This is a genomic window from Frondihabitans cladoniiphilus (genome assembly GCF_039544345.1).
GTDB classification, from domain to species: domain Bacteria; phylum Actinomycetota; class Actinomycetes; order Actinomycetales; family Microbacteriaceae; genus Frondihabitans; species Frondihabitans cladoniiphilus.
Genome location: NZ_BAABLM010000003.1, coordinates 497,402 through 519,868, shown reverse-complemented (window position 1 = coordinate 519,868; position 22,467 = coordinate 497,402). Strand labels below are relative to the sequence as shown.

Here is a 22,467-nt window from a genome sequence, read left to right as displayed (position 1 = left end):
AGGAGGAAACGCTTCCGGCCGAGCCGACGACTGAGGGGGCTCGAGGGCCGTGAACGTTCACGGTGTGCAGCGTAGTCGTGGGTAGCGGCCGGGTTCGTCGTCATCGGTGTCGTCATGATCGTGGCGGGCTCTCCCTGCCAGACTTGAGGCATGCCCGTCCACGGTTCCCCGCTCAAGCGCCTCGGTTTCCTCACGATCGGGTCGTTCGACCCCGCGGCCCCGGCCGCCGGCCTCGAGGACACCCTGCGCGTGATCGAGCGCGGCGAACAGCTCGGCTTCGACAGCGCCTGGCTGCGCCACCGGCACCTGCAGCCCGGCATCTCGTCGCCCGTCGCGATCCTGGCGGCGGCATCGCAACGGACGAGCCGCATCGAGCTCGGCACCGCCGTCACTCCGATCGGCGCCGAGAACCCGTTCCGTCTCGCCGAAGACCTCGGCACCGTCGACGTGCTGCTCGGCGGCCGACTCAACCCCGGCTTCTCGGCGGGAACCCCGATGAACTTCGACCTCTACCGCGACGCGATCTACCCCGACACCGCGGACCAGGAGGACATGGGCTACGACCGCCTCCTCCGCCTCCGCAACCTGGTGCGGGGCGACGTCGTGAGCGAGTCGCCGGGTCGACGCGGCATCGAGGAGTTCAGCGGCATCGTCCAGCCCCACAGCCCCGGCCTCGCCGACCGGCTCTGGTGCGGTGTCGGCAGCACGCGTTCGGCGGTGTGGGCGGGCGAGAACGGGTTCCGCCTGCTCGCCTCGAGCGTGACCCGCGCCGATGACGGCACCGACTTCGCCACGAATCAGCGCGCCCAGATCGACGCGTACCGCGACGCCCACCCGGACGGCGCGTCCGCCCGCGTCTCGCAGGGCCTCGTCGTCGTGCCGACCGACTCGGCGACTCCCGAGCAGCGAGCCCGCTACGAGGCCTACGCCGAATCGCGGGTCGGTCGCGTCGGCATCCCCCAGGGTCCGGGAAAAATGCTGTTCGCAGCCGATCTCGTCGGAACCTCCGCCGAGATCGCCGACGCCCTGCACGCCGACGCCGCGTACCAGGCCGTCGACGAGGTCGCCTTCGCCCTGCCCTTCTCGTTCGAGCCCGACGACTACGCGCAGATCCTCACCGACCTGGCCGAGCACCTCGGCCCCGAGCTCGGTTGGGCGCCCGTCGCGTAGCTCTCAGCAGCGGTGGCTGAATCCGAGTCGCGGGTACCTGGATCTAGACGTGAGTCCATGTCCACAGTCAGGTTCTGACCGTGACGAGGAGGTCGCCGACCTCGCAGTCGAGGGCCGCGCAGATGGCGGAGAGGGTGGAGAAGCGGATCGCTCGGGCGCGATCGTTCTTCAGAACCGAGAGGTTGACCAAGCTGAGGCCGACCAGCTCGCTCAGCCGAGTGAGCGTGATCCCCCGTTCCTCGAGGAGTTCGTCGAGGCGGCAGTGGATCAGGCCGCCGTCGTCCGTGGTGTCCGCCGACGCCATCAGATCAGTCCTTCGGTCTCGTGCTGGAGCCGCTCGCCGACGCGGAAGGCGATCGCGACGAGGGCGAGGGTCAAGCCGATCGTCACCGTCAACGGGTCGAAGACGAACGCCTTCGAGAACGTGGTCCCTCCCGCGTCGGCGATGATGGCGAGGCGGCTCCACCAGGCGAGCAGTTGGCTGACGATGCCGAGTGCCAGGACGGCAACGCTGGTCGCTGCAACGAGGCGCCAGGCAGCACCGACGAAGGGGCGCCCCGATCGGAACCGCTGGATCAGGGTCACCGCAAGGCCCCCGAGAGCCAGTTCGATGAGGAGCCGCACGATGGTCGCCGCCGCGTAGATGCCGATGGTCCCGGTCGAGACCCCCGTCACCGCTGTGGTGACGCCTCCCCCGTCTCCGGAGATCTTCACTCCGCTGCGCCCGTCGCCATCGTCCGTGAACCGGTACTGGTCGGTGGCCCAGTACATGGTGGGGCGGATCGTGTGGGCCGCGAGCTGCGTGATCAGGTCGACCGTCCCGAAGACGACCACGCCGAGCGCCCAGACGAGCGTGACGAGGCCGATGGCGATCAGAAGCACTCGGACAGCAGGGGTGGATGATCGGGTCGGCATGGCGGGCTCCTCGGGTTATCGATTGCCGTTAAGACAACGATGATCGATAACTCGCCGCCAGTCCCCAGAACGGGTGACTGCCCGGAGCCCATCGAGCCTGACCGCCATCGAGCTCCACAAGTGGGGGTGGTGACCGGACCTCGTGGCTCGGCAGAATCCCAAGCGAAGGGGGTCCGATGTCGAATGACGCTCGACGCCGGGGAGTGAGGTTCCTCAATCTCGCCTGGGTGGTTCCCCTCTGCTTCATCGTGGTTTACGTGGCACGGGCCGTCTCGTCGTTCGCCGTCTGCGGCCTGACCGGATGCGTGCTCGAATCCCTGACGCCGACCAACCTGATCGTCGTGGCATTCGCGACTGCGGCCGCGACGACGGTCGTCCTCTTCACCGTGGCGCTCGCGCCGTGGGGAACCGACCTCGCCACGCGATGGCTTGTCGCGGCACTCGCCGCCGGGGGAGCAGGCTTCGTCGTCGTCGCCTGGACCGTGGTGGACTTCACGACAAATCAGGATGGTCTCTTCTACTGACGCGACTCGCCGACGACGGTCACGGCTCGGGCCTGGCCGATCGCCGCACCATCGACCGCGCTTGCAACCGGAAAATGATTTCCTTATAGTCATAAGCGGAAATCAGTTCCCGTTTAGGAGAGATTCATGACCACGAATGAAGATGTCGTCGCAGTGACCCAGGTCGTCCTGTCGTCGTTCACCGCGCCCGACGCGAAGGACTTCGACGCCTACCGCGACCTGCACGCCGAGATGGTCGAAGTGGACTTCGGCGGTGTCAACGACACCGCGTCCGACGACGGCCCGGCAGGTGGTCGCATCAGCCGCGACGACCTGCGCGATTCCGCGGCGGCCACGATCGGCCCGGTGGCGGTGACGCAGCACATGATCAGCAGCGTCGTCGCTTCGATCGACGGAGACGACGCCGTGGTGACGTTCTATGAGCAGGCTCTGCACGTGCATCCCGCCCTCGGTGATGGTCCGGACATCAACACCTGGACGATCTTCGGCAAGGGCACCCACCACCTGCACCGGCAGCCGGATGGATGGAAGATCACGTCCGTGCGCCTCCGGCCGACCCACTCCACCGGCAACCCGACGTTCCTGGCCGATGTGGCCGCGCTCGTTGCCTGATTCGCCGGACGCCGGGGCGGGGTCGCCGCCTCGACGGATGAGAGCGGACGCGGAGGCGAACCTGGAACGCATCATCGATGCGGCCAGGTCCACCTTCGCTCGCGACGGACTCCAGGTGAGCATCGAGGTGGTCGCCGAGAACGCCGGCGTCGGTCTCGGAACGATCTACCGACGCTTCGAGAACAAGGAGGCGCTCGTCCTCGAACTCGTCCGACGCCTCCTCGGCGAGGTCATCGCGATCGCGCAGCACCACGAACGGGATCCCGTCGGGCGCGGCCTGTTCGGCTACTTCGACGAGGTGGGCCGGGTTCTCCAGGCGAACCGCGGGACGCTGTCACGCATCTGGAGTTCTCCCGCCACGACGGAGCTGGTGGCGGCGTCGCGGCTGTCGCAGACCCGTCTCGTGACGGCGGCGATCGACGCCGGCACCGTGCGTCCCGACCTGACTCCCGAGGACGTCGCGATCGCCCTGTGGTCCATCGCGGGCGTGATCGACGTGGCCGGGGTGGACGACAGCATCGCCTGGAAGCGCCACACGGCGTTCCTGCTGGCCGGCTTCACGAACCTGACGGCCGAGGTGAAGTCACGCCCGCTTCGAAGTCGTGAACTCGAGGACATCATCCGAGAGAGCCCGTCGCCGTCGACCGAACGGTAGTCCGACTCCTCCGCCCGGGCGGCTACAGCGTTTCGGCTCTCTGCAGTCGCCTGGTTCGGGGTGTCGAGACCGCCCAGAGGACGAAGGCAGCGGCGGCGATCACCAAGCCCACGACGCACACCCCGGTCCATCCGACGAGGCTCCAGGCGGTCGTGGCGGCGGCGGAACCGACGGCGCCGCCGACGAAGTAGAACGTCATGTAGACGCTGTTGATCCGACTCCGGGCGGCCGCGTCCAGTTCGTAGATCTGCCGTTGGCTCAGGACATGGATCCCCTGCACTCCCATGTCGAGCACGATCAAGCCGACCAGGAGCGCGGCGACGGAGTTCGCGCCCGCCCACAGGAGTGCGAAGGCCGCGGCCGTGACCAGGATGGCCAGGAGCGTGTGGCGGGACTTCTCCGGGTTCCGGATCCGCCCCGTCAGGTTGGCGACGATCGCTCCGGCCGCGCCCAGCAGGGCGATGAGACCGATCAGGCTCGAGTCGAGATGGAACGGGGCCCCGCCCAGATGCAGCGACACCGTCGCCCAGAAGGCGCTGAACGCCGCGAAACCGAGGCCGCCGAAGATCGCGCGGAGCCGCAGGGTGCGGTACTGCCTGAGCAGGCGCGGGCCCGACAGGAGGAGGGAGCCGTAGTGCGCGGTCGACGTGCCCGGCTGCGGAGGCAGGATCCGGCGCAGGACGAGGAGGACCACGAGGGTCAGACCCGCTGCGATGAGGAACACGGCACGCCATCCGATCAGTTGCCCGAGCACGCCCGAGACGGTCCGAGACACGAGGACGCCGACGAGCAGGCCGGAGATGACCGTCCCGACGACCTTTCCGCGCTCGGCGTCGGAGGCCAGGTTGGCTGCGGCGGGGACCAGGAGTTGCGCGGCGACGTTCGCGGCGCCGACGACGGCGAAAGCCGCGAGGGCGATGCCGAGGCTCGGCGATGCTGCGACGCCGACGAGCGCGACGATGTCGATTCCGAGCAGGAGCGTCAGAAGTCGGCGGCGCTCGAAGCGATCGGCGGCAGGCAGGATGAGGATCAAGCCGAGCGCGAACCCGATCTGAGACCCGGTCACGAGGACGCCGGCCCTGCCCGGGGCGTGCAGGTTCCGTCCGATCACGTCGAGGAGGGACTGCGCGTAGTAGAGGTTCGCCGCGATTGCGCCGGTCGCGATGGAGAGGAGCAGGACGATGCCGCGGGGCAGCGCAGCCGTTGTGGCGACGGGAGGTGTCGTGGTGGTCATGAGGTCCCCTTCGGGGTGAGGGTGGGCAGGGTGACGCCGGTGAATCGCGCACAGCGGTCGAGGAGGGCGTCCTGGAACTCCGGATCGGAGACGGCGGGATGCGTGGGTGCCGGGTGTCGCCACCGTCTGGCGATACCCGCGGCGAGGAGGATGCGTCGCCCGGTCATACGAGCAGCGACCCGCCGTCGACAGTGAGGATCGTGCCGGTCGCGTACTCCTGCTCCATGGCGTACACGAACGCGCGCGCGACATCGTCGACCTCGCCGGCCCGACCCAGCGGGAGCCCACTCATCGACTCGAACATCGCGTGCTGCTCGGCCTCGCCGAAGCCCGACCAGAGGGGGCTGCGAGTCACACCGGGCATGACGGCGTTCACCCGGATCGGAGCCAGCTCGATGGCGAGCTGCCGAGTCAGCGAGACGACGGCCCCGCAGACGATCGCCCCGAGAGCCCAGCCCGCACCAGGCCGTTCCGCCGCCGTGCCGGTGACGAGCGTGATGGAACCGCCGGGACGAACATGCGGGGCGAAAGCGCGGACGGTCGCGACCGCACCCAGGAGGCGGGTCTGGAGGAACGTGGCGATCCTCTCCGAAGTGAGGTCCGTGAGCGGCACGAGCGCGAGGGGTTCGCCGGCCGTGTAGACGAGGTGGTCGATGTCGCCGACGCGCCCGACGAGGTCCGCGAGGCTCTCCTCGTCGGTCGGGTCGACGGTGAAGCCCTCGGCATACGTCAGCCCTTCGAGGGCACGGCGGACGCTTTCGGGGTTGCGGCTCGCGACGATCGGCACCGCGCCGTGGGATTCGAGCGCTTTCGCGGTGGCGAGGCCGAGGCCAGAGGTACCTCCGACGAGGAGGACGCGCGATTCTGAGAGTGACATGGGGTGGGGTTCCTTTCAGCGGTTGACGAGTTCAAGCCTCGTCAGAGCGCCGCCGCCTGTCCAAGACTCATTCCGTCCGTGGCGATACCCCATGGACATCACCAGCGACGACCGCGAGGATGGAACACATGCCCGCCGACCTGGACCTGCGCAAGCTCCGCTATTTCGTCGCGGTCGCCGAAGAACTCAACTTCGGCAGAGCCGCCGATCGCCTCCACATCGCCCAGCCCGTCCTCTCCCGACAGATCCGAGCCCTCGAGGACGACCTGCAGATCGCCCTCCTGGTCCGCGACTCCCACGGCACGACCCTGACCGACGCCGGCGCGCAGCTTCTCGTCGACGCCCGAATCGTGCTCGACGACGCGTCTCTGATCCGCAGGCGTCTGGCGCGTTTTCAGCACTCGGACCTCGAGCTGCTCGTCGGAGTCATGCCCGGGCTGCTCGCCACTCGTGCGATCTCCGACTTCCAAGACGCCGTCCCCGGATGCCGGGTGAACGTGATCCGACTCGGCTGGAACAACCAGGTGGAATCCGTTCGATCCGGCGCCGTCGACGTCGCCTACGCACGCGATCTCACCGGCGTTCCGGGTCTCGTCGTCCGAGAGCTCGTCCAAGAGCCGCGTGACATCGTCCTCCCCAGCGGGCACCCTCTCGCGACACGAAGCAGCCTTACGCCGGCCGACCTCCGCGACGAACTGCTTCTGCAAGACACCGCCGTCGCGCCGGAGTGGCTCGCGGAGGCCTCCGCGTCGCGCCGCAGAGACGCCGCAGGCGGGCCGGCCGCCGACACCGTGGAGGAGAAGCTCGAACTGGTGGCGGCGGGCAGAGGATTCATCATTCTGCCGCGTTCGACGACGGCGGCCTACCGACGACCGGACGTGACTGTCGTCCCGTCCGCCGGCTTCTCGCCGAGCAGGGTGTGCCTGCTCTGGCGCGACGGCGACCCCGATCCCGTCAGAGACCGCTTCATCGCCGCGGCGATCGCCCAGACCGAGAACGCCCTCGCGGGCTGAGCCGCGCCGACGTCAGGCCGCGACGGCGCGACCAGCGATGCCGATCAGGGCGCGCTTCGGCACCAGCCGCGTGAGCAGTCGAGAGACGAAAGCGTTGCCGAACCCGTCGACCACGCTCGGCCGATTGCGATCGAGTGCAGTCAGCGCGGTCGTCACGACCTGGGCCGGGCTCCGCTTCGCTCCTGCCGCCGCCGCCTCGCCCGCCACTTCGAAGAACCCCGTCTCGGTCGCCCCCGGGCACACGGCGAGCACCCGCACGCCCGTCGTGCGGTTCTCCCCCCACAGCGCCTCGGTGAACGAGAGCACGAACGCCTTCGTCGCTCCGTAGACCGCCATGCGAGGAATCGGCTGGAACGACGCGGTCGAGGCCACGTTGATCACGGCACCCGAGCCGCGCCTGCGCATCGCGGGCAGATAGGCGCCGGTGAGATCGACCAGGGTTCCGCAGTTGAGCTGCACCTGGCTGGCGAGCCGCGCGAGGTCGGTCTCGCCGAAGACGCCGTGGATTCCGAAGCCGGCGTTGTTGATCAGCCAGTCGATCTGAAGACCTCGCCTGTCGGTCTCGGCGTGCAACTCTGCTGCAGCGGTGGGTGACGCGAGGTCGAGAGCGATCACCTCGACGACGACCCCGTGGGACTGCCGCAGGCGTGCGGCGAGCGCGGCGAGCTTGTCCCGGCTTCGCGCCACCAGCACGAGGTCGTGCTTGCGGGCGGCGAGGCGAGCAGCGAATTCTGCACCGATTCCCGACGAGGCTCCGGTGATTAGGGTGGTGGTCATGATTTCTCCAAACAGCATAGATGGTTTGTTTTATGGGCAAAAATGAGCGGGGGATGCACGGGGCGAGCTCAGGGGGCGACGAGCATCGAGCGCATACTCGCCACCAGTAGCGCCCCTCGTCGTGCGAAGGCTCTACTGTCGGCCGGGTCGAGGGCGTCGCTGACGGTCTTGAGCCCGTCGAACGAGCCGACCACGAGAGCCGCGAGGTCGTCGGCGGTGGCCGATCCGGTGAACTCGCCGTCGGACTGGCCCCGAGCAATGACGCCGGAAACGACCGAGACCCAGTCGCGCAGCGGATCGTTCTCCGCTGCCACGGTTCGCGCGACCTCGTCGTTCTCGGCCGCGAGCTGAGCGCTGAGCTTGACGACATTCCAGGCCGACGAGTCGCTCGACATGAGCTTCAGCAGCAGCTCGCCCATCGAGGCCAGCTGCTCGGTGGCCGTCGCTCCGCCGGCGATCGCTTCGGTGGTGAGCGCCAGCCAGCGCTGCTTCTGCTCAGCGACCACGGCCCGCGCCAGGTCGGCCTTCGAGGTGAAGTGGAAGTAGACCGCACCTTTCGACAGCCCGGCCGCCCGGAACACGTCGTCCATTCGTGTGGCGGCGTACCCCTTCGCGGCGAACACGCCGGCCGCGGCACGAACGATCTCGGCGCGAGTCGCCTCGCCTTTCGATGTGCTACCGGTCATGTCGTCCTCCTCCCCCACAATAAAACCGACCATGCGGTCTGTCAAATCGCCAAGAAGCGAACGCTCGAGAGGCAAGGCCCGACACCTCGCTGGCTAGACAGGCATGTCCACGAACCGCGAGAACATGCCGTGGAAAGCGACGGTGATGGTGTCGGTGGGGCCGTTGCGGTGCTTGGCCACGATGAAGTCGGCCTCGCCCTGACGGGGGTTGTCCTTCTCGTAGGCGGACTCGCGGTGGAGGAGGATGACCATGTCGGCGTCCTGCTCGAGGGAGCCGGACTCGCGGAGGTCGGAGATGGCGGGCTTCTTGTCGGCGCGCTGCTCGGGGCCACGGTTGAGCTGCGAGAGGGCGATGACCGGCACCTGAAGCTCTTTGGCCATGAGCTTGAGGGCACGCGAGAACTCGGAGACCTCCTGCTGGCGGCTCTCGACCTTCTTGCCCGAGGTCATCAGCTGCAGGTAGTCGATGACGACGAGCTTGAGGCCGACCTGCTGCTTGAGCCGGCGGCACTTGGCGCGGATCTCGACCAGGGTCATGTTGGGGGAGTCGTCGATGTAGAACGGGGCGTCATTGATGCGGCCACGGGTCTGCGCGATGGTGGTCCAGTCGCGGGCGTCGACGGTGCCCTTGCGCATGTTCTGCAGCGGCACGCTCGACTCGGCCGAGAGCAGGCGCATCGCGATCTCGGAGCGGCCCATCTCGAGCGAGAAGAAGACGGAGGGCTGGTTGTACTTGATCGAGGCGGCGCGGCACAGGTCGAGGGCCAGCGTCGACTTACCGAGCGCGGGGCGAGCCGCGACGATGATGAGCTGACCGGGGTGGAGACCGTTGGTGAGGGCGTCAAGCTGGGCGAAGCCGGTCGGCACACCCGTCATCTGCCCGTCGCGACCCTTGGCGGCCTCGATCTCGTCGATGGCGACCGTGACCGCGTCGGTGAGCGGCACGTAGTCCTCGGTCTGGACGCCGCCGGCGACGTTGTAGACCTCGGCCTGCGCGTTGTTGACGAGGTCAATGACCTCGCCCTCGCTGGCGTAGCCCATCTGCACGATGCGCGTGCCGGCCTCCACGAGGCGGCGCAGGACGGCCTTCTCGGCGACGATGGACGCGTAGTAGCCGGCGTTGGCCGCGGTCGGCACGAGACCGGTCAGCGTGTGCAGGTACTCGGCGCCGCCGGCGCGGGTGAGCTCGCCCGCCTTGGTCAGCTCGTCGGTGACCGCGATGACGTCGGTCGGCTCGCCGTGCGAGTACAGGCCGAGGATCGCGTTGAAGATGACCTCGTGCTTCGGCAGGTAGAAGTCGGTGGGACGCACCGTCTCGAGCACGTCGGCCGTGGCGTCTTTGCTCAGCAGCATGCCGCCGATCGCGCTCTGCTCGGCCAGCAGGTCGTGCGGGGGAGTGCGGCGGTCGTAGCCGGAGTTGTCGTAGCCCTGCCCGCCGTCGTACGTGCCCTTGGCACCCGAACCGTCGGTGGTCGCGAGACCGAGATGGGCAATCGACAAGGGGGCCTCCGGGATGAGCATTCGAGTGATGAGAACGTTCTACCGCCACCCTCCGACACCCCTGTCGAAGGACACAGCAGATCACGCCGACCGATCGTCGACGCCGCCCTCGAAAAGGGCCGTTTCGCGCTCCCTGAAGCGCGCTGTCACACCCTAGGGACTTGACCCCCATGCGACCAAACGGGCCTGTGGACGGAGGTGTGGAGAACTTGGGAGAAACGCCGGGGAAAACTGGGGATGACTGTGGACAACCCTGTGGACAAGAAAGTATTTTCGGCCGTCTAGGTGCTTGTGACCAGGCTTTTTCGTTTCCACACCCTCTGTGGGGAAAGTTGTCTAAATCGAGGGTTGAAGGTTGAGTGTGCCAGCGACACCCTGTGCACAGTGGACTTGACATCGTGTCCCCCATGGCGGTAGTTCCAGCACCGAGGGGGACACGGCTGGACCCCGGGGGACGCGCCCGGCCCGAAGCCCGGGGGCGTGCATCCCACGCTCGCAATTCGACATGCGGACACCTTAAACACGAGTAGCGGCAGACCCGAAGGCCTGCCGCTACTGGAGGGGGTGCTACTTGGCAGCGACCACCGAGAGCGTGATCGTCGCGATGACGTCTTCACGAAGGCGAACGGTCGCCTCGTGCTCGCCCGTCAGCTTGATCGCGGTCGGGATCTCGACCTTGCGCTTGTCGATCGTGCCGACGCCCTGTGCGGTGACGGCAGCGGCCACGTCGGCCGGCTTGACGGAGCCGAAGAGGCGCCCGCCCGTACCGGTCTTGACGGGCAGCGTGATCTTGACGGCCTCGAGGCGGGCCTTCATGTCGCGCGCCTCTTCGATCGTCTTGAGCTCGCGGGTGGCACGAGCCGCACGGATCTGCTCGACCTGCTTCTCGCCACCGCGGGTCCAGGCGACGCCGAATCCCTGGGGGATGAGGTAGTTGCGGGCGTAGCCGTTCTTGACGTCGATGACGTCGCCGGCGGAACCGAGGCCGGAGACCTCGTGGATGAGGATTACCTTGGACATTTTGCTACTCCCGATCAGCGGCCGGAGCCGGCGTAGGGGAGGAGCGCCATTTCACGGGCGTTCTTCACGGCACGGGCGATGAGGCGCTGCTCCTGGACGGAGACGCCGGTGATGCGACGAGCACGGATCTTTCCACGCTCGGAGATGAACTTGCGAAGGGTCGCGACGTCTTTGTAGTCGATGACGCCGACGCGGATCGCCTTCGCGGGAGCGGCGTTCTTGCCGCCCTTTCCGCGGAGGGGCTTGCGGCGGTCGCCGCTGCTCTTTCCAGCCATTGTTTTCTGCTTTCAGTAATTAAGAAGAGTGAAGCGAAACTCAGAAGGGGGTTTCGTCGTTGTAGGTGCCGCCGCCGGGGGTGTTCCAGACGTCGCCCGACGAGGTGTTTCCACCGGTCGTGGCGGGCTGACCCCAGGGCTCTTCGGCCGGTTGTCCGCCGCCGTTGCCCCCATTGCCGCCGCCGACAGGCGGACGACTGGGCGCACCGCCGCCGAACGACCCAGCGGCTCCGCCGTCGCGAGACGAGGATGCGCGGGTCACCTGAGCAGTGGCGTAACGGAGCGAAGGGCCGATCTCGTCGATCTCGAGCTCCATCGAGGTGCGCTTCTCGCCCTCTTTGGTCTCGTACGAGCGCTGCTTCAGGCGACCCTGCGCCATGACGCGGGAGCCCTTCGTCAGCGAGGCGGCGACGTGCTCGGCGAACTCGCGCCACACACTGGCACGCAGGAAGAGCGCCTCGCCGTCCTTCCACTCGTTCGACGCGCGGTCGAACGTGCGGGGGGTCGACGCGATCGTGAAGTTCGCGACCGCGAGCCCGTTCTGCGTGTAGCGCAGCTCGGGGTCGCTGGTCAGGTTGCCCACGACGGTGATGACGGTTTCGCCGGCCATGAGCTACTCGGCGCTCTTGGAGGGAGCGGCGGGAGCCTTGGCAGCAGGCGCGGCGGGGGCAGCCGGAGCGGCAGCGGCCGGAGCCGAAGCAGCGGCGACGGCAGCAGCCGGAGCAGCGGGCGAGGTGCCGGCGGCAGGAGCCTTGGCCGGAGCGGCAGCCTTGCGGGCGGCCTTCTCGTCGGCGAGCTTCTTGGCCTTGGCGACCATCTCGATGCCCTCTTCGGCGCGCAGCACCTTGGTGCGGAGAACGGCTTCGGAGAGACCGAGCTGACGGTCGAGCTCGTCGGTGGCCGACGAGTTCGCGGTCAGGTTCACGACGGCGTAGATGCCTTCGCTCTTCTTGTTGATCTCGTAGGCGAGGCGACGACGGCCCCAGATGTCGACGTTGTCGATCGATCCACCGTCGTTGCGGATGACGTTGAGGAACTTGTCCAAGCTCGGAGCGACAGTGCGCTCGTCGATCTCGGGGTCAAGGATCACCATCAATTCGTACTGATGCATGTCTAACCCACCTCCTTCGGACTTAACGGTCGCAGTATTTCTGCGACAGGAGGGTAGTGGCATCGTTGCCGGCAGACACGAGGAATCGTGGCAGACGCCGAGCAACCTTCCTAGGCTACAGGGTCGGCGGGCTCGCCACCAGCGCCGGGTTGCTGGTGCCGTGCATCCCACCAGGCTTTCAGGCGGTTGGTCGCCTCGTCTTCACCGAGCGGGCCCTCCTCCGTGCGCAGCTCGAGCAGATAGCGGTACGCCTCTCCGACCTCGCGAGAGGGCTTGATGCCGAGGATGCGCTGGATCGCGTCGCCGTCGAGGTCGGGCCGCAGCGAGTCCAGCTCCTCCTGCTCGCGCAGAACGGCGATGCGGTCTTCGAGGTCGTCGTACGCGAAGGCGAGGTGGTCGGCCTTGCGGCGGTTGCGGGTCGTGACGTCGGCGCGGGTCAGCATGTGCAGCCGCTCGAGCTGGTCGCCGGCGTCGCGGACGTAGCGGCGCACTGCCGAGTCGGTCCAGCCGCCCTCCGTGTAGCCGAAGAAGCGGAGGTGCAGCTCGATCAGCCGGTACACCGCCGCGATCGTGTCGTTGTCGAAGCGCAGCTCTTTCAGCCGGCGCTTCGCCATCTTCGCGCCGACCAGGTCGTGGTGATGGAAGGTAACCACCCCACCCGGTTCCAAGCGACGAGTCGTCGGCTTGCCGATGTCGTGCAGCAGCGACGCGATGCGCAGAGTCAGGTCGGGGGGAGTGCCGGGGTGACGCTCCTTCTCATAGCCGATCGCCTGCGTCAGCACCGTGAGGCTGTGCTCGTAGACGTCTTTGTGGTGGTGGTGCTCGTCGGCCTCGAGGATCATCGCCGGCAGCTCGGGCAGCACCAGCTCGGCGATGCCGGTCGCCACGAGCAGGCGGATGCCCGGAACGGGGTCGTCCGTCTTCAGCAGCTTCGACAACTCGTCGGTCACGCGCTCGACGCTCACGATCTCGAGCGTCGAGGCCCTCTCGGTCATCGCCGTCTGCACGTCTGCCGAGACCTGGAACCCGAGCTGCGACGTGAACCGGGCGGCTCGCATCATCCGCAACGGATCGTCGCGGAACGAGTCCTCGGCCGAGCCGGGGGTCGCGAGGATGCCCGCCAGCAGGTCTTCCACCCCGCCCGACGGGTCGACCAGCACCTTCTCGGGAAGCCTCAGCGCCATCGAGTTGACGGTGAAATCGCGCCGGATCAGGTCGCCCTCGAGGGTGTCCCCGAACTCGACCTCGGGCTTGCGGGTCTCGCCGTCGTAGACGTCGCTGCGGTAGGTGGTGATCTCGACCGTCTCGCCGTCCACCCGAGCGGCGATGGTGCCGAAGGCCCGACCGACCTCCCAGTGCGCCTCGGCGATCGGCACGACGATCTCGAGGATCTGATCGGGGGATGCGCTGGTCGTGAAATCGAGGTCGTTCACCGGTCGACCGAGGAAAGCGTCGCGCACCGGGCCGCCGACCAGCGCGAGCTCGTGCCCGGCCTTCTGGAAGGCGAGGGCGAGCTTCGCGACGCGGGGGGTGGCGGCCAGTCGGTCGAGCCGCTCGACGGCTGCGGCTGCGGTGTCCATGACGGACAAGACTGCCACACCGGCTCTTCTCCACAGGTCACGATGTCGTCCACAGATACCGGGGAAGGGCGTTTGCGCTCAGGGTTCCCTGGCGGCATTCCCTAGACTCGCAATGCTCCGGGCCGTCCGACGACCCCGGGTGCACCGACTCATGAGAACTCCTTCCGTCTTCGCCGCCGCCGTCCTGGCCGCCGTGGCTCTCGCCGTGGGCCTGCCGGGTGCTTCGGCGACGGCTGCTCCGGCTGCGGTCTCTTCGGCTGCTGCCTCTTCGGCCGCTGTCGTGGCGGGTGCGACGGGTGCGACGTCCGCAGCGGGCGCGACGTCCGCGACCGCCGAGCCCGTGGCCGTCACGACGGCGACTCCCTCGTCCACACCCGCGGCCGACGCCGTCACCGTGCAGGTGTCCCCGCAGAACGACGGAGTGGTCGCCGCCTCGAGCGACCTCACCGTCGTCGTCACGGTCCACAACGGCACCGACGACGCCCTCGACGCCGGCACGCTCCGCCTCTACCTCGATCGCACCACCTTCTCCAGTCGCTCGCAGCTCGACTCCTGGCGCGGCCGGTCCGACTCGACGACCACTGACACTCTCGGCGGATTCCTGACCAGCGCCTCGATCGATGCGATCCCGGCGGGCACGAGCTCGGCGCAGGTCACCGTGACGGTGCCGTGGGCCACGCTCGGCCTGTCCGGCCAGGACTGGGGCGCCAAGGCATTCGGCGTCCGCTACAGCAGCGGCAAGGCCGCCGTCGCCGAAGAGCACTCGAGCATCGTCTACAACCCGTCTGACAGCTTCGAGGCGACGAAGCTCACCGTGGCCGTCCCCCTGACCGTCCCGTCGTCGACGAGCGGTGTCATCTCGAGCGACGCCCTCGCCGCCTACACGTCGGCCACCGGAGTCCTCACGCAAGAGCTGAAGGCGGTCCGCGGCAAGCCGGTGGCCATCGGCATCGATCCGATGATCCTTGCGTCCATCCGACTCCTCGGCAACGCGGCACCCCCGACCGCGATCGTCTGGCTGAACAGCCTGGTCACCGCGCCGAACGAGTCGTTCCCGTTGGCGTACGGCGATGCCGACCTCTCGGCCCTGCGCCAGGCCGGGGCCGCGAGCATCCCCGCGCCCATCGACTTCACCGCGCAGATCGCCGCCCAGGCCAAGGCCTTCCCCGACTCGTACGTCATGCCGGGTGCGACGGCGCAGGCCACCCCGACCACCACGGCCGACCCCGAGCACACCGAGCCCGCCACCGAACCGACCGCGACGGATCCCGCGATCCCGCCGACCAGCAGCGTGCCGACGACCGAGTCGCTCCTTGCGTTCCCGTACACCGCTCGCGGCATCGCCTGGCCGCTCGAATCGACCGTCGCGGCCGACGACCTCGACACCTTCACCACGAGCGGCTTCAGCACGACCATCCTCTCGAGCGACAACGTCTCGACCGGCAGCACGACCGAGAACGCCCATGCGACCGTCGCGGGCCACGACGCACTCGTGACCGACGACGAGATCTCCTCCCTCCTCCGCACCACGATCGCCGCCGGCACGGACGCCCAATGGCAGTCCGACATGGCCACCCTCTCCGCCGAGATGGCGACGCTGACGCACGAGCGGCCGAGCGACGCGCGCACTCTGCTGGCGACGATCGGTCGGGGCTGGGCCACCGACGGGTCACGTCTCGAAGAGACCCTCACCGCCCTCGACGCCCTCTCGTGGTCGACTCCGTCGCGCCTGGGCGACACGCTCGCCGCGACTCCGACGGCCGGCACCCTCGTCGCCAAGAAGGCCTCGTCGACGCGCATCGCCGCCCTGCAACCGCTGGTCGCCTCCGACGCCGCCCTGCTGCAATTCTCTTCGGCGCTGAAGCAGCCCGAGCTGGTCACCGCGACCGAGAGGGTGAGGATGCTCGCCCTCGCCTCGACCTCGTGGCAGAACGACGTGACCGCGCTCCGGGCCGAGGTCGCCAAACTGGGCGGCTCCGTCACCAAGACGACGCAGCAGGTCCGCATCATCGAGGGCTCGTCGATCAACATCCTGGGCGATCGCTCGTCGCTGCCGGTTCAGGTCGCGAACGACACCGCGTCCACCGCGGTCGTCGTGCTCCGCGTCGTCCCGTCGAACTACTACTTGAGCGTCGAGAAGAACAACCTCACGGTCACTCTGCAGCCCAACTCGCAGCAGCGCGTCACCGTGCCGGTGCAGTCCGTGGCCAACGGCAAGGTCGATCTGACTTTCTCGCTCACCAGCGGCACCGGGGTCCCGATCTCGGCCCCGTCGATCGTGGCCATCAACGTCCAGGCCGGCTGGGAGACGCTCATCACGGCGCTCTTCGCCGCCGCTGTCGTCCTGCTGTTCGGTGGCGGCATCTACCGCAGCTTGCGCAAGCGTCGGCGGGCACGCGCCGAGGCGGCTGCCGGCACGGCGTCGGGCTCGAGCACGTCGGGCGCCAGCACCGAGGACTCCCCGTGACCACGGCGGCCGAGGGGTCGTTGCCCGGCGAGGACCCCGCAGCCGCCGAGGCCTCCGCCCCGGCCGCAGCCGGCGCGCGCGGCCTGGGCCGAGCCAGTGCTCTGCTCGCCTTCGGCACCGTCGTCTCCCGCGTGCTCGGCTTCGCCAAGACCGCCGTCCTCGCCTACGCCATCGGCCAGACGGCCAGCGGTGTGGCCGACGCCTTCGCGCTCTCGAACCAGCTGCCGAACAATATCTACGCGCTAGTCGCCGGCGGTCTGCTCAGCGCCGTGCTGGTGCCCCAGATCGTCCGCGCCGGGCGAGGCCCCGACGGCGGGCAGAGATACATCAACAAGATCGTCACCCTGGGGTTGGCGGTCTTCGCGATCGTGACGCTGATCGGCACTCTCGCCGCTCCGATCCTGGTGAACGTCTACGCCTCGTCGTCGAGTCACGGCGGCGCCGGATTCTCGCCTCGGGCCATCGCCCTGGCCACGGCCTTCGCCTACTGGTGCCTCCCTCAGATCTTCTTCTACGCGGTGTACTCGCTGCTCAGCGAAGTGCTGAACGCCAGGCAGGTGTTCGGTCCGTTCACGTGGGCCCCCGTGCTCAACAACGTGGTGAGCATCCTCGGCCTCGTGGTGTTCATCGTGGTGTTCGGCTCGCGCAACACGCTCGTCGACGACTGGACCCCCGGGCGCACGCTCGTCCTCGCGGGTACCGCGACGCTCGGAGTCGCCGCGCAGGCCGTGTTCCTCCTCTTCTTCTGGAAGCGCGCCGGCCTCACCTTCAAGCCCGACTTCCGGTGGCGCGGTGTCGGTCTCGGCGCGACGGGGCGAGCGGCCGCGTGGATGTTCGGCCTCATCCTCGTCACCCAGCTCGCCGGTATCGTGCAGAGCCGTGTCGCCTCCATCGGCACCGACGTAGGTGCCTCGAACGCCACCCTCGGCGCTGCCTGGCTGATCTTCTTCCTGCCGCACGGCATCGTGACGGTGTCGATCGCGACGGCCTACTTCACCAGCATGACCGGGCACGCCGAGCGGGGCGATCTCCGCGCGGTGCGTGACAACCTCTCCGAGTCGATCCGTTCGATCGGCATGTTCATCGTCTTCGCCGCGGTCGCCATCTCGGTGCTCGCCTATCCGTTCGCGCGTTTCTACGAGGTCACCTTCCGCGACGTGTCGGCGATGGCTGCGGTGATCCTCGCGTACATGCCGGGGCTGATCCTCTTCAGCATGCTGTTCCTCCTGCAGCGGGTGTTCTTCGCCTTCCACGAGCAGCGGACCGTCTTCTTCCTCCAACTGATCCAGTCGGTGATCTTCGTGGTCGCCGTGCTCCTGTGCTCGCTGTTCCTCTCTCCCGAGCACATCGCCGTGGGCGTGGCGGTGTCAACGTCGGTGGCCGGCAGCGCGCAGACCGTCGTGGCCTTGAGAATGGTCAGCCGACGCCTCGGGGGGATGGACGGGCGGTGGGTGCTGCGCCGGCACGTGCAGTACCTGGTGTTCTCCGTCGTGGCGGGTGTCATCGGTGTTTTCGTCGTAACCGGACTGGGTGGTTATCACTCCGGTGGTTTCGGGCAATCGTCGGCTTTCCGAGCACTGGTCACGATGCTCGTCGCCGGAATCGTGATGGCCGGCGTGTACTTCCTCCTCTTGACCGCGGCGCGCATCCCCGAGTTGTCGGCCATCACGCGACCTGTCTTCCGCCGCCTGCGCAGGCGCTGAACCCCGTGGAATACCCCGCGGTTAGGATGTGTTGAATCGGCTGGTGAGTGAGACAACCTCCCAGTCACCAGGGTCTCGAACCGCACGGTTCCGGGCCTCGTCTCGAGAAAGGTGCCACATGCGCCAGGTCATCATCATCGGTTCCGGCCCTGCCGGTTACACCGCTGCGATCTACGCCGGTCGTGCGGGTCTCAAGCCCCTCGTCGTCGCGAGTTCCGTCGAAGCGGGCGGTGAGCTCATGAAGACGACCGAGATCGAGAACTTCCCCGGTTTCCCCGAGGGTCTCCAGGGCCCCGAGCTCATGTTCAAGATGCAGGAACAGGCCGAGAAGTTCGGTGCCGAGGTTCTTCTCGACGACGTCGTCTCCGTCGACCTCCACGGCGACGTGAAGAAGGTCACCCTCGGCTCCGGTGCCGTCGAAGAGGCTCTCACGGTCATCTACGCGACGGGCTCCGCTTACCGCAAGCTCGGTCTCGACGACGAGGAGCGCCTCTCGGGCCGCGGCGTCTCGTGGTGCGCGACCTGCGACGGCTTCTTCTTCAAGCAGAAGGAGATCGCGGTCGTCGGGGGCGGCGACTCCGCTATGGAGGAGGCGACGTTCCTCACCCGCTTCGCCACCAAGGTCTACGTCATCCACCGCGGCGACAGCCTCCGTGCCTCGAAGATCATGCAGGACCGCGCGTTCGCTAACGAGAAGATCGAGTTCCTCTGGAACAAGACGGTAACCGCGATCACCGGCGACGAGAAGGCGGCCGGCGTCACGCTGACCGACACCGTCGACGGCACCGAGTCGCACCTCGACCTCGAGGGCCTGTTCATCGCGATCGGCAACGACCCTCGTGTCCACCTCGTCCACGGGCAGCTCGACCTGACCACCGACGGCACGGTCGCGGTCGAGGGGCGCTCCTCCAAGACGAACCTCCCCGGTGTCTTCGCCGCGGGCGACGTCATCGACGTGACCTACCGCCAGGCCATCACGGCTGCCGGATCAGGCACTGTGGCCGCCCTCGACGCCGAGCACTACCTCGCCGGTCTCGACAAAGAATTACTCGACCAGGCACTGGGCGCCGAGCCCGCCGAGCCGGTCACCGCCTCGGCCCGCTAGGCCTCGCATCCCCCACGCTTCACACACTTCGACACTCCACGAAAGGTCACATCATGAGCAACGCAACCGCAGTCACCGACGCCAGCTTCGAGGCCGACGTCCTCAACTCCGACGAGACGATCCTGGTCGACTTCTGGGCCGAGTGGTGTGGCCCGTGCCGCGCCGTCTCGCCGATCCTCGACCAGATCGCTGCCGAGAACACCGGCAAGATCAAGATCGTCAAGCTCAACGTCGACGACAACCCCCAGATGGCCATGAAGTACCAGATCACCTCCATCCCCGCGATGAAGGTCTTCAAGGGCGGCGAGGTCGCGAAGACCATCATCGGCGCCAAGCCCAAGCCGGCCCTCGAGGCCGACCTGGCGGACTTCCTGGCGTAACAGCAGCGACCGGAAAGCCCGCCCAGCAACCACGCTGGGCGGGCTTTCTCTGTTAATACGAGTTGTCCCCAGATCGGGCGATCGGCGCCCGCCCCCGAGGGCAGCCCTCTATCCTTGACCGAAACACCCCTCACAGACAGGGCATCACCATGACCAACCAGGGCACCAATCTCGATCCGTGGTACGACAGCTACGCAGACCGCACGGCAGGCCTCAGCGCCTCCGAAGTGCGAGCCCTGTTCGCCGTCGCCTCGCGTCCTGAGGTCGTCTCCCTGGCCGGCGGCATGCCCTTCGTCTCCGCGCTTCCCCAAGAGCGGGTGCTCGGCTCCATCGAGAAGGTCCTGCGCGACAACGGGCCCATGGCGCTGCAGTACGGATCCGGTCAGGGCACGCCGGCGATCCGTGAGCACATCATGCAGATCATGGCTCTCGAGGGCATCCGCGGCAGCGCTGACAATGTCGTCGTCACGACCGGCTCCCAGCAGGCGCTCGACCTCGTGACCAGGCTTTTCGTCAATCCCGGCGATGTCGTCCTCGCCGAATCGCCCAGCTACGTCGGGGCTCTCGGCGTCTTCCGCGCCTACCAAGCCGACGTCGTCCATGTGGCGATGGACGACGAGGGGCTGATCCCCGAATCCCTCCGCGAGACGATCGCGGCGCTCGAGGCCGCCGGTCGTCCGATCAAGTTCCTGTACACGATCCCCAACTTCCACAACCCCGCCGGCGTGACGCTGTCGTGGGCCCGTCGCCTCGAAGTCCTCGACATCTGCCGTTCCCACGGCATCCTCGTGCTCGAAGACAACCCCTACGGCCTGCTCTACTTCGACAAGCCCGCACCCCAGGCCATGCGATCGGTCGACGACGAGGGCGTCATCTACCTGGGGTCCTTCTCCAAGACCCTCGCGCCCGGCTTCCGGGTCGGTTGGGCTCTCGCTCCGCACGCCATTCGCGAGAAGCTCATCCTCGCCAACGAGTCGGCCACGCTGTCGCCCAACTCCTTCGGTCAGTTCGTCATCACCGAGTACCTCGACCAGACCGACTGGCGCGGTCAGATCGACACCTTCCGCCACCTGTACGCCGAGCGGCGCGATGCGATGCTGTCCGCCCTCGGCGAGTACCTGCCCAAGCTGTCGTGGACCAAGCCCGACGGCGGCTTCTTCGTGTGGGTCACCCTGCCCGACGAACTCGATTCCAAGGCGATGCTTCCGCGCGCGGTCAAAGAGCTCGTGGCCTACACACCCGGCACCGCCTTCTACTCCGACGGGCAGGGCAGGCAGAACATGCGCCTGTCGTTCTGCTACCCGACTCCGGAGTTCATCCGCACCGGTGTCGCCCGCCTCGCCACGGTCATCAATGGCGAGCTCGATCTGCTCCGCACCTTCGCCGGTGCGGGGCTGACGGCGCCGATCCCGACGAGGCCGCACGTCACGACTCCGCCGCCGAACATCCTCTGATCAGGCTTTATCCGTCGTTCACCGGTTCGAGTGAACACGATGCACGACCCTCGAGAGAAAGCTCCGCTTCGCATGTCCTCCGCCGCCAGCACGCCGTCCCCCTCCTTCCAGTCCCGCGGTCTGCAGACGGTGACCGTGCTGGCGGGCGGCATCAGTCACGAGCGTGACGTCTCCTTGCGATCGGGTCGCCGGGTCGCCGACAGCCTCCTCTCGCACGGGTTGACGGTCGAGCTCCGCGACCCCGACGCCTCCCTTCTCGGGCACCTCCGCGAGACGCGGCCCGACGTCGTCTGGCCCGCCCTTCACGGCGCCAGCGGCGAAGACGGTGCCTTGCGCGGAATCCTCGAGGCCCTCGATATCCCCTTCGTCGGCTCGCGGGCCACGGCCGCCCGTCTCGCGTGGGACAAGCCGACCGCCAAGGCCCTGGTCGCGCGCGCCGGCGTCCACACCCCCCGCAGCATCACCCTGTCGCACGATGCGTTCCGCGAGCTCGGGGCCGCGGCCGTCCTCGACGCGATCACCGACGAGCATCCCGTGCCCCTCGTCGTGAAGCCCGCCCGCGGCGGATCCGCTCAGGGCGTCACCGTCGTCGACGAGGTCGCGTCCCTGCCCCGGGCCATGGTCGACGCCTACACGTACTGCGACGACGTGATCGTCGAGCAGAAGATCGTCGGCACCGAGATCGCCGTCGGCGTCATCGACACCGGCGACGGCCCCACTGCGCTGCCCGCCGTCGAGATCGTCCCGAGCTCCGGTTTCTACGGATTCGAGGCTCGCTACAACGCGGGCGAGACCCGCTTCTTCACCCCCGCCCGACTCGACGAAGCGGTAGCGCAGTCCGCCGCCGCGGCCGCCGTGGCTGCCCACGAGGCGCTCGGCCTCCGCCACCTCTCTCGCGTCGACATCATCGTCGACGCTGCGGGCACCGCGTGGTTCCTCGAGGTCAACGTTCTCCCCGGCCTGACCGAGACGTCGCTCGTCCCGCTCGCCCTCGAGGCTGCCGGCTTCGATCTCGGCTGGGTCTACGCCGAATTGGCCGCGAAGGCCATCGCCGACCACCGAAACTGAGCCGTCGGCCCGGTCGACTGGCTTTCCGGAGAGTCGGGGAGCGCCTGAGATCGGCGTACAGCCACGGACTCACGAAATACCCTGGTCAAGGTGCATTCGCAGTGGCGGATTTTGACTCAGAGAGGGTCGAAACGGGGGATGCCCGGGCCCCCGTCATCGGTGCAGCCCCAGAATCCGCAAACCTCGCGTTTTCCGTCCGCTCGAGCCCATGAGAGGCTCGCGTGGCACTGTCGCAACTCAGGAGCCACCCGCGACGCCTGCAGCATTAGTCAGGAGATCGGTCTCCCCACACGCGTAGCTCAGGAGTATCGCCCAGGAGCCGTCGTGATTCAGGTCGGTGC

Annotated in this window: 23 protein-coding genes and 1 pseudogene; 11 read left to right on the top strand and 13 right to left on the bottom strand. The window is 68.0% G+C overall.

Going from position 1 to position 22,467, the window contains the following annotated elements; genetic code table 11:
* Positions 1-150 precede the first annotated feature (150 nt).
* Positions 151-1,170 carry an LLM class flavin-dependent oxidoreductase gene (locus ABEA39_RS10635; RefSeq protein WP_345375828.1) on the top strand — a complete coding sequence of 340 codons (1,020 nt, stop codon included), beginning with the start codon at positions 151-153 and terminating at the stop codon, positions 1,168-1,170.
* Positions 1,171-1,237: 67 nt separating this feature from the next.
* Here ABEA39_RS10635 and ABEA39_RS10630 read toward each other — a convergent pair whose 3' ends face one another.
* Positions 1,238-1,474, bottom strand: coding sequence for a helix-turn-helix domain-containing protein (locus ABEA39_RS10630; protein WP_345375827.1), 237 nt, complete (start codon positions 1,472-1,474; stop codon positions 1,238-1,240).
* Entirely contained in the window at positions 1,474-2,085 is a 612-nt protein-coding gene (locus ABEA39_RS10625; RefSeq protein ID WP_345375826.1) for a hypothetical protein, read from the bottom strand. Before ABEA39_RS10625 ends, ABEA39_RS10630 begins: the two co-directional genes overlap by 1 nt.
* 176 nt (positions 2,086-2,261) lie before the next feature.
* On the opposite strand from ABEA39_RS10625, the gene ABEA39_RS10620 reads away from it, so the two are divergent.
* From ABEA39_RS10620 to ABEA39_RS10610, 3 genes are all read left to right on the top strand, one after another.
* On the top strand, positions 2,262-2,609 hold the full coding sequence (locus ABEA39_RS10620; RefSeq protein ID WP_345375825.1) for a hypothetical protein: 348 nt from the start codon (positions 2,262-2,264) through the stop codon (positions 2,607-2,609).
* Between the two features lie 126 nt (positions 2,610-2,735).
* The gene (locus ABEA39_RS10615; RefSeq protein WP_345375824.1) at positions 2,736-3,221 is read left to right on the top strand and encodes a nuclear transport factor 2 family protein; all 486 of its coding nucleotides are present in this window, start codon (positions 2,736-2,738) and stop codon (positions 3,219-3,221) included.
* Positions 3,222-3,258: 37 nt separating this feature from the next.
* Positions 3,259-3,876 carry a TetR/AcrR family transcriptional regulator gene (locus ABEA39_RS10610; protein ID WP_345375823.1) on the top strand — a complete coding sequence of 206 codons (618 nt, stop codon included), beginning with the start codon at positions 3,259-3,261 and terminating at the stop codon, positions 3,874-3,876.
* A gap of 22 nt (positions 3,877-3,898) precedes the next feature.
* Here the strand turns inward: ABEA39_RS10610 and ABEA39_RS10605 are convergent, their stop codons facing one another.
* Genes ABEA39_RS10605 through ABEA39_RS10595 form a run of 3 tightly spaced genes read right to left on the bottom strand, consistent with a single transcriptional unit; the run spans position 3,899 to position 5,987 of the window.
* Complete coding sequence (locus ABEA39_RS10605) at positions 3,899-5,110, bottom strand: MFS transporter (RefSeq protein ID WP_345375822.1); 1,212 nt, start codon at positions 5,108-5,110, stop codon at positions 3,899-3,901.
* Positions 5,107-5,277, bottom strand: coding sequence for a hypothetical protein (locus ABEA39_RS10600; protein WP_345375821.1), 171 nt, complete (start codon positions 5,275-5,277; stop codon positions 5,107-5,109). The genes ABEA39_RS10605 and ABEA39_RS10600 overlap by 4 nt, the downstream gene beginning before the upstream one ends.
* Positions 5,274-5,987, bottom strand: coding sequence for an SDR family oxidoreductase (locus tag ABEA39_RS10595; protein ID WP_345375820.1), 714 nt, complete (start codon positions 5,985-5,987; stop codon positions 5,274-5,276). The genes ABEA39_RS10600 and ABEA39_RS10595 overlap by 4 nt, the downstream gene beginning before the upstream one ends.
* 128 nt (positions 5,988-6,115) lie before the next feature.
* Between ABEA39_RS10595 and ABEA39_RS10590 the strand changes: the two genes are divergently transcribed.
* Positions 6,116-7,000 (top strand): LysR family transcriptional regulator, encoded by an 885-nt coding sequence (locus ABEA39_RS10590; protein WP_345375819.1) that lies wholly within the window; start codon positions 6,116-6,118, stop codon positions 6,998-7,000.
* A gap of 12 nt (positions 7,001-7,012) precedes the next feature.
* Here ABEA39_RS10590 and ABEA39_RS10585 read toward each other — a convergent pair whose 3' ends face one another.
* From ABEA39_RS10585 to ABEA39_RS10550, 8 genes and pseudogenes are all read right to left on the bottom strand, one after another.
* Positions 7,013-7,777 (bottom strand): SDR family NAD(P)-dependent oxidoreductase, encoded by a 765-nt coding sequence (locus tag ABEA39_RS10585; protein ID WP_345375818.1) that lies wholly within the window; start codon positions 7,775-7,777, stop codon positions 7,013-7,015.
* Between the two features lie 68 nt (positions 7,778-7,845).
* Positions 7,846-8,463: a TetR/AcrR family transcriptional regulator gene (locus ABEA39_RS10580; RefSeq protein ID WP_345375817.1), complete on the bottom strand. Its 618-nt coding sequence runs from the start codon at positions 8,461-8,463 to the stop codon at positions 7,846-7,848.
* A gap of 93 nt (positions 8,464-8,556) precedes the next feature.
* Positions 8,557-9,963, bottom strand: coding sequence for a replicative DNA helicase (gene dnaB / locus ABEA39_RS10575; RefSeq protein WP_425556954.1), 1,407 nt, complete (start codon positions 9,961-9,963; stop codon positions 8,557-8,559).
* A gap of 567 nt (positions 9,964-10,530) precedes the next feature.
* A complete protein-coding gene (gene rplI, locus ABEA39_RS10570; RefSeq protein WP_345375816.1) occupies positions 10,531-10,983 on the bottom strand; it encodes a 50S ribosomal protein L9 in 453 nt (150 codons plus the stop codon).
* 14 nt (positions 10,984-10,997) lie between these two features.
* Complete coding sequence (gene rpsR, locus ABEA39_RS10565; protein ID WP_055964231.1) at positions 10,998-11,258, bottom strand: 30S ribosomal protein S18; 261 nt, start codon at positions 11,256-11,258, stop codon at positions 10,998-11,000.
* 40 nt (positions 11,259-11,298) lie between these two features.
* Positions 11,299-11,868, bottom strand: a complete 570-nt coding sequence (locus ABEA39_RS10560) for a single-stranded DNA-binding protein (protein ID WP_345375815.1) — start codon at positions 11,866-11,868, stop codon at positions 11,299-11,301.
* Between the two features lie 138 nt (positions 11,869-12,006).
* Positions 12,007-12,369: pseudogene (rpsF, locus tag ABEA39_RS10555) on the bottom strand (30S ribosomal protein S6); the annotation flags it as partial.
* A 110-nt stretch (positions 12,370-12,479) separates the two neighbouring features.
* Positions 12,480-13,949 carry a CCA tRNA nucleotidyltransferase gene (locus ABEA39_RS10550; protein ID WP_345375920.1) on the bottom strand — a complete coding sequence of 490 codons (1,470 nt, stop codon included), beginning with the start codon at positions 13,947-13,949 and terminating at the stop codon, positions 12,480-12,482.
* A gap of 151 nt (positions 13,950-14,100) precedes the next feature.
* On the opposite strand from ABEA39_RS10550, the gene ABEA39_RS10545 reads away from it, so the two are divergent.
* The 6 genes from ABEA39_RS10545 (at position 14,101) to ABEA39_RS10520 (ending at position 22,126) form a co-directional block, all read left to right on the top strand.
* A complete protein-coding gene (locus ABEA39_RS10545) occupies positions 14,101-16,416 on the top strand; it encodes a DUF6049 family protein (protein ID WP_345375814.1) in 2,316 nt (771 codons plus the stop codon).
* A complete protein-coding gene (gene murJ, locus ABEA39_RS10540; protein WP_345375813.1) occupies positions 16,413-18,119 on the top strand; it encodes a murein biosynthesis integral membrane protein MurJ in 1,707 nt (568 codons plus the stop codon). The genes ABEA39_RS10545 and murJ overlap by 4 nt, the downstream gene beginning before the upstream one ends.
* A gap of 118 nt (positions 18,120-18,237) precedes the next feature.
* Positions 18,238-19,224, top strand: a complete 987-nt coding sequence (gene trxB, locus ABEA39_RS10535) for a thioredoxin-disulfide reductase (protein ID WP_345375812.1) — start codon at positions 18,238-18,240, stop codon at positions 19,222-19,224.
* A 53-nt stretch (positions 19,225-19,277) separates the two neighbouring features.
* On the top strand, positions 19,278-19,604 hold the full coding sequence (gene trxA / locus ABEA39_RS10530) for a thioredoxin (protein ID WP_345375811.1): 327 nt from the start codon (positions 19,278-19,280) through the stop codon (positions 19,602-19,604).
* 149 nt (positions 19,605-19,753) lie between these two features.
* On the top strand, positions 19,754-21,058 hold the full coding sequence (locus ABEA39_RS10525) for an aminotransferase-like domain-containing protein (RefSeq protein ID WP_345375810.1): 1,305 nt from the start codon (positions 19,754-19,756) through the stop codon (positions 21,056-21,058).
* A gap of 72 nt (positions 21,059-21,130) precedes the next feature.
* The gene (locus tag ABEA39_RS10520; RefSeq protein WP_345375809.1) at positions 21,131-22,126 is read left to right on the top strand and encodes a D-alanine--D-alanine ligase family protein; all 996 of its coding nucleotides are present in this window, start codon (positions 21,131-21,133) and stop codon (positions 22,124-22,126) included.
* Positions 22,127-22,467: the final 341 nt, after the last annotated feature.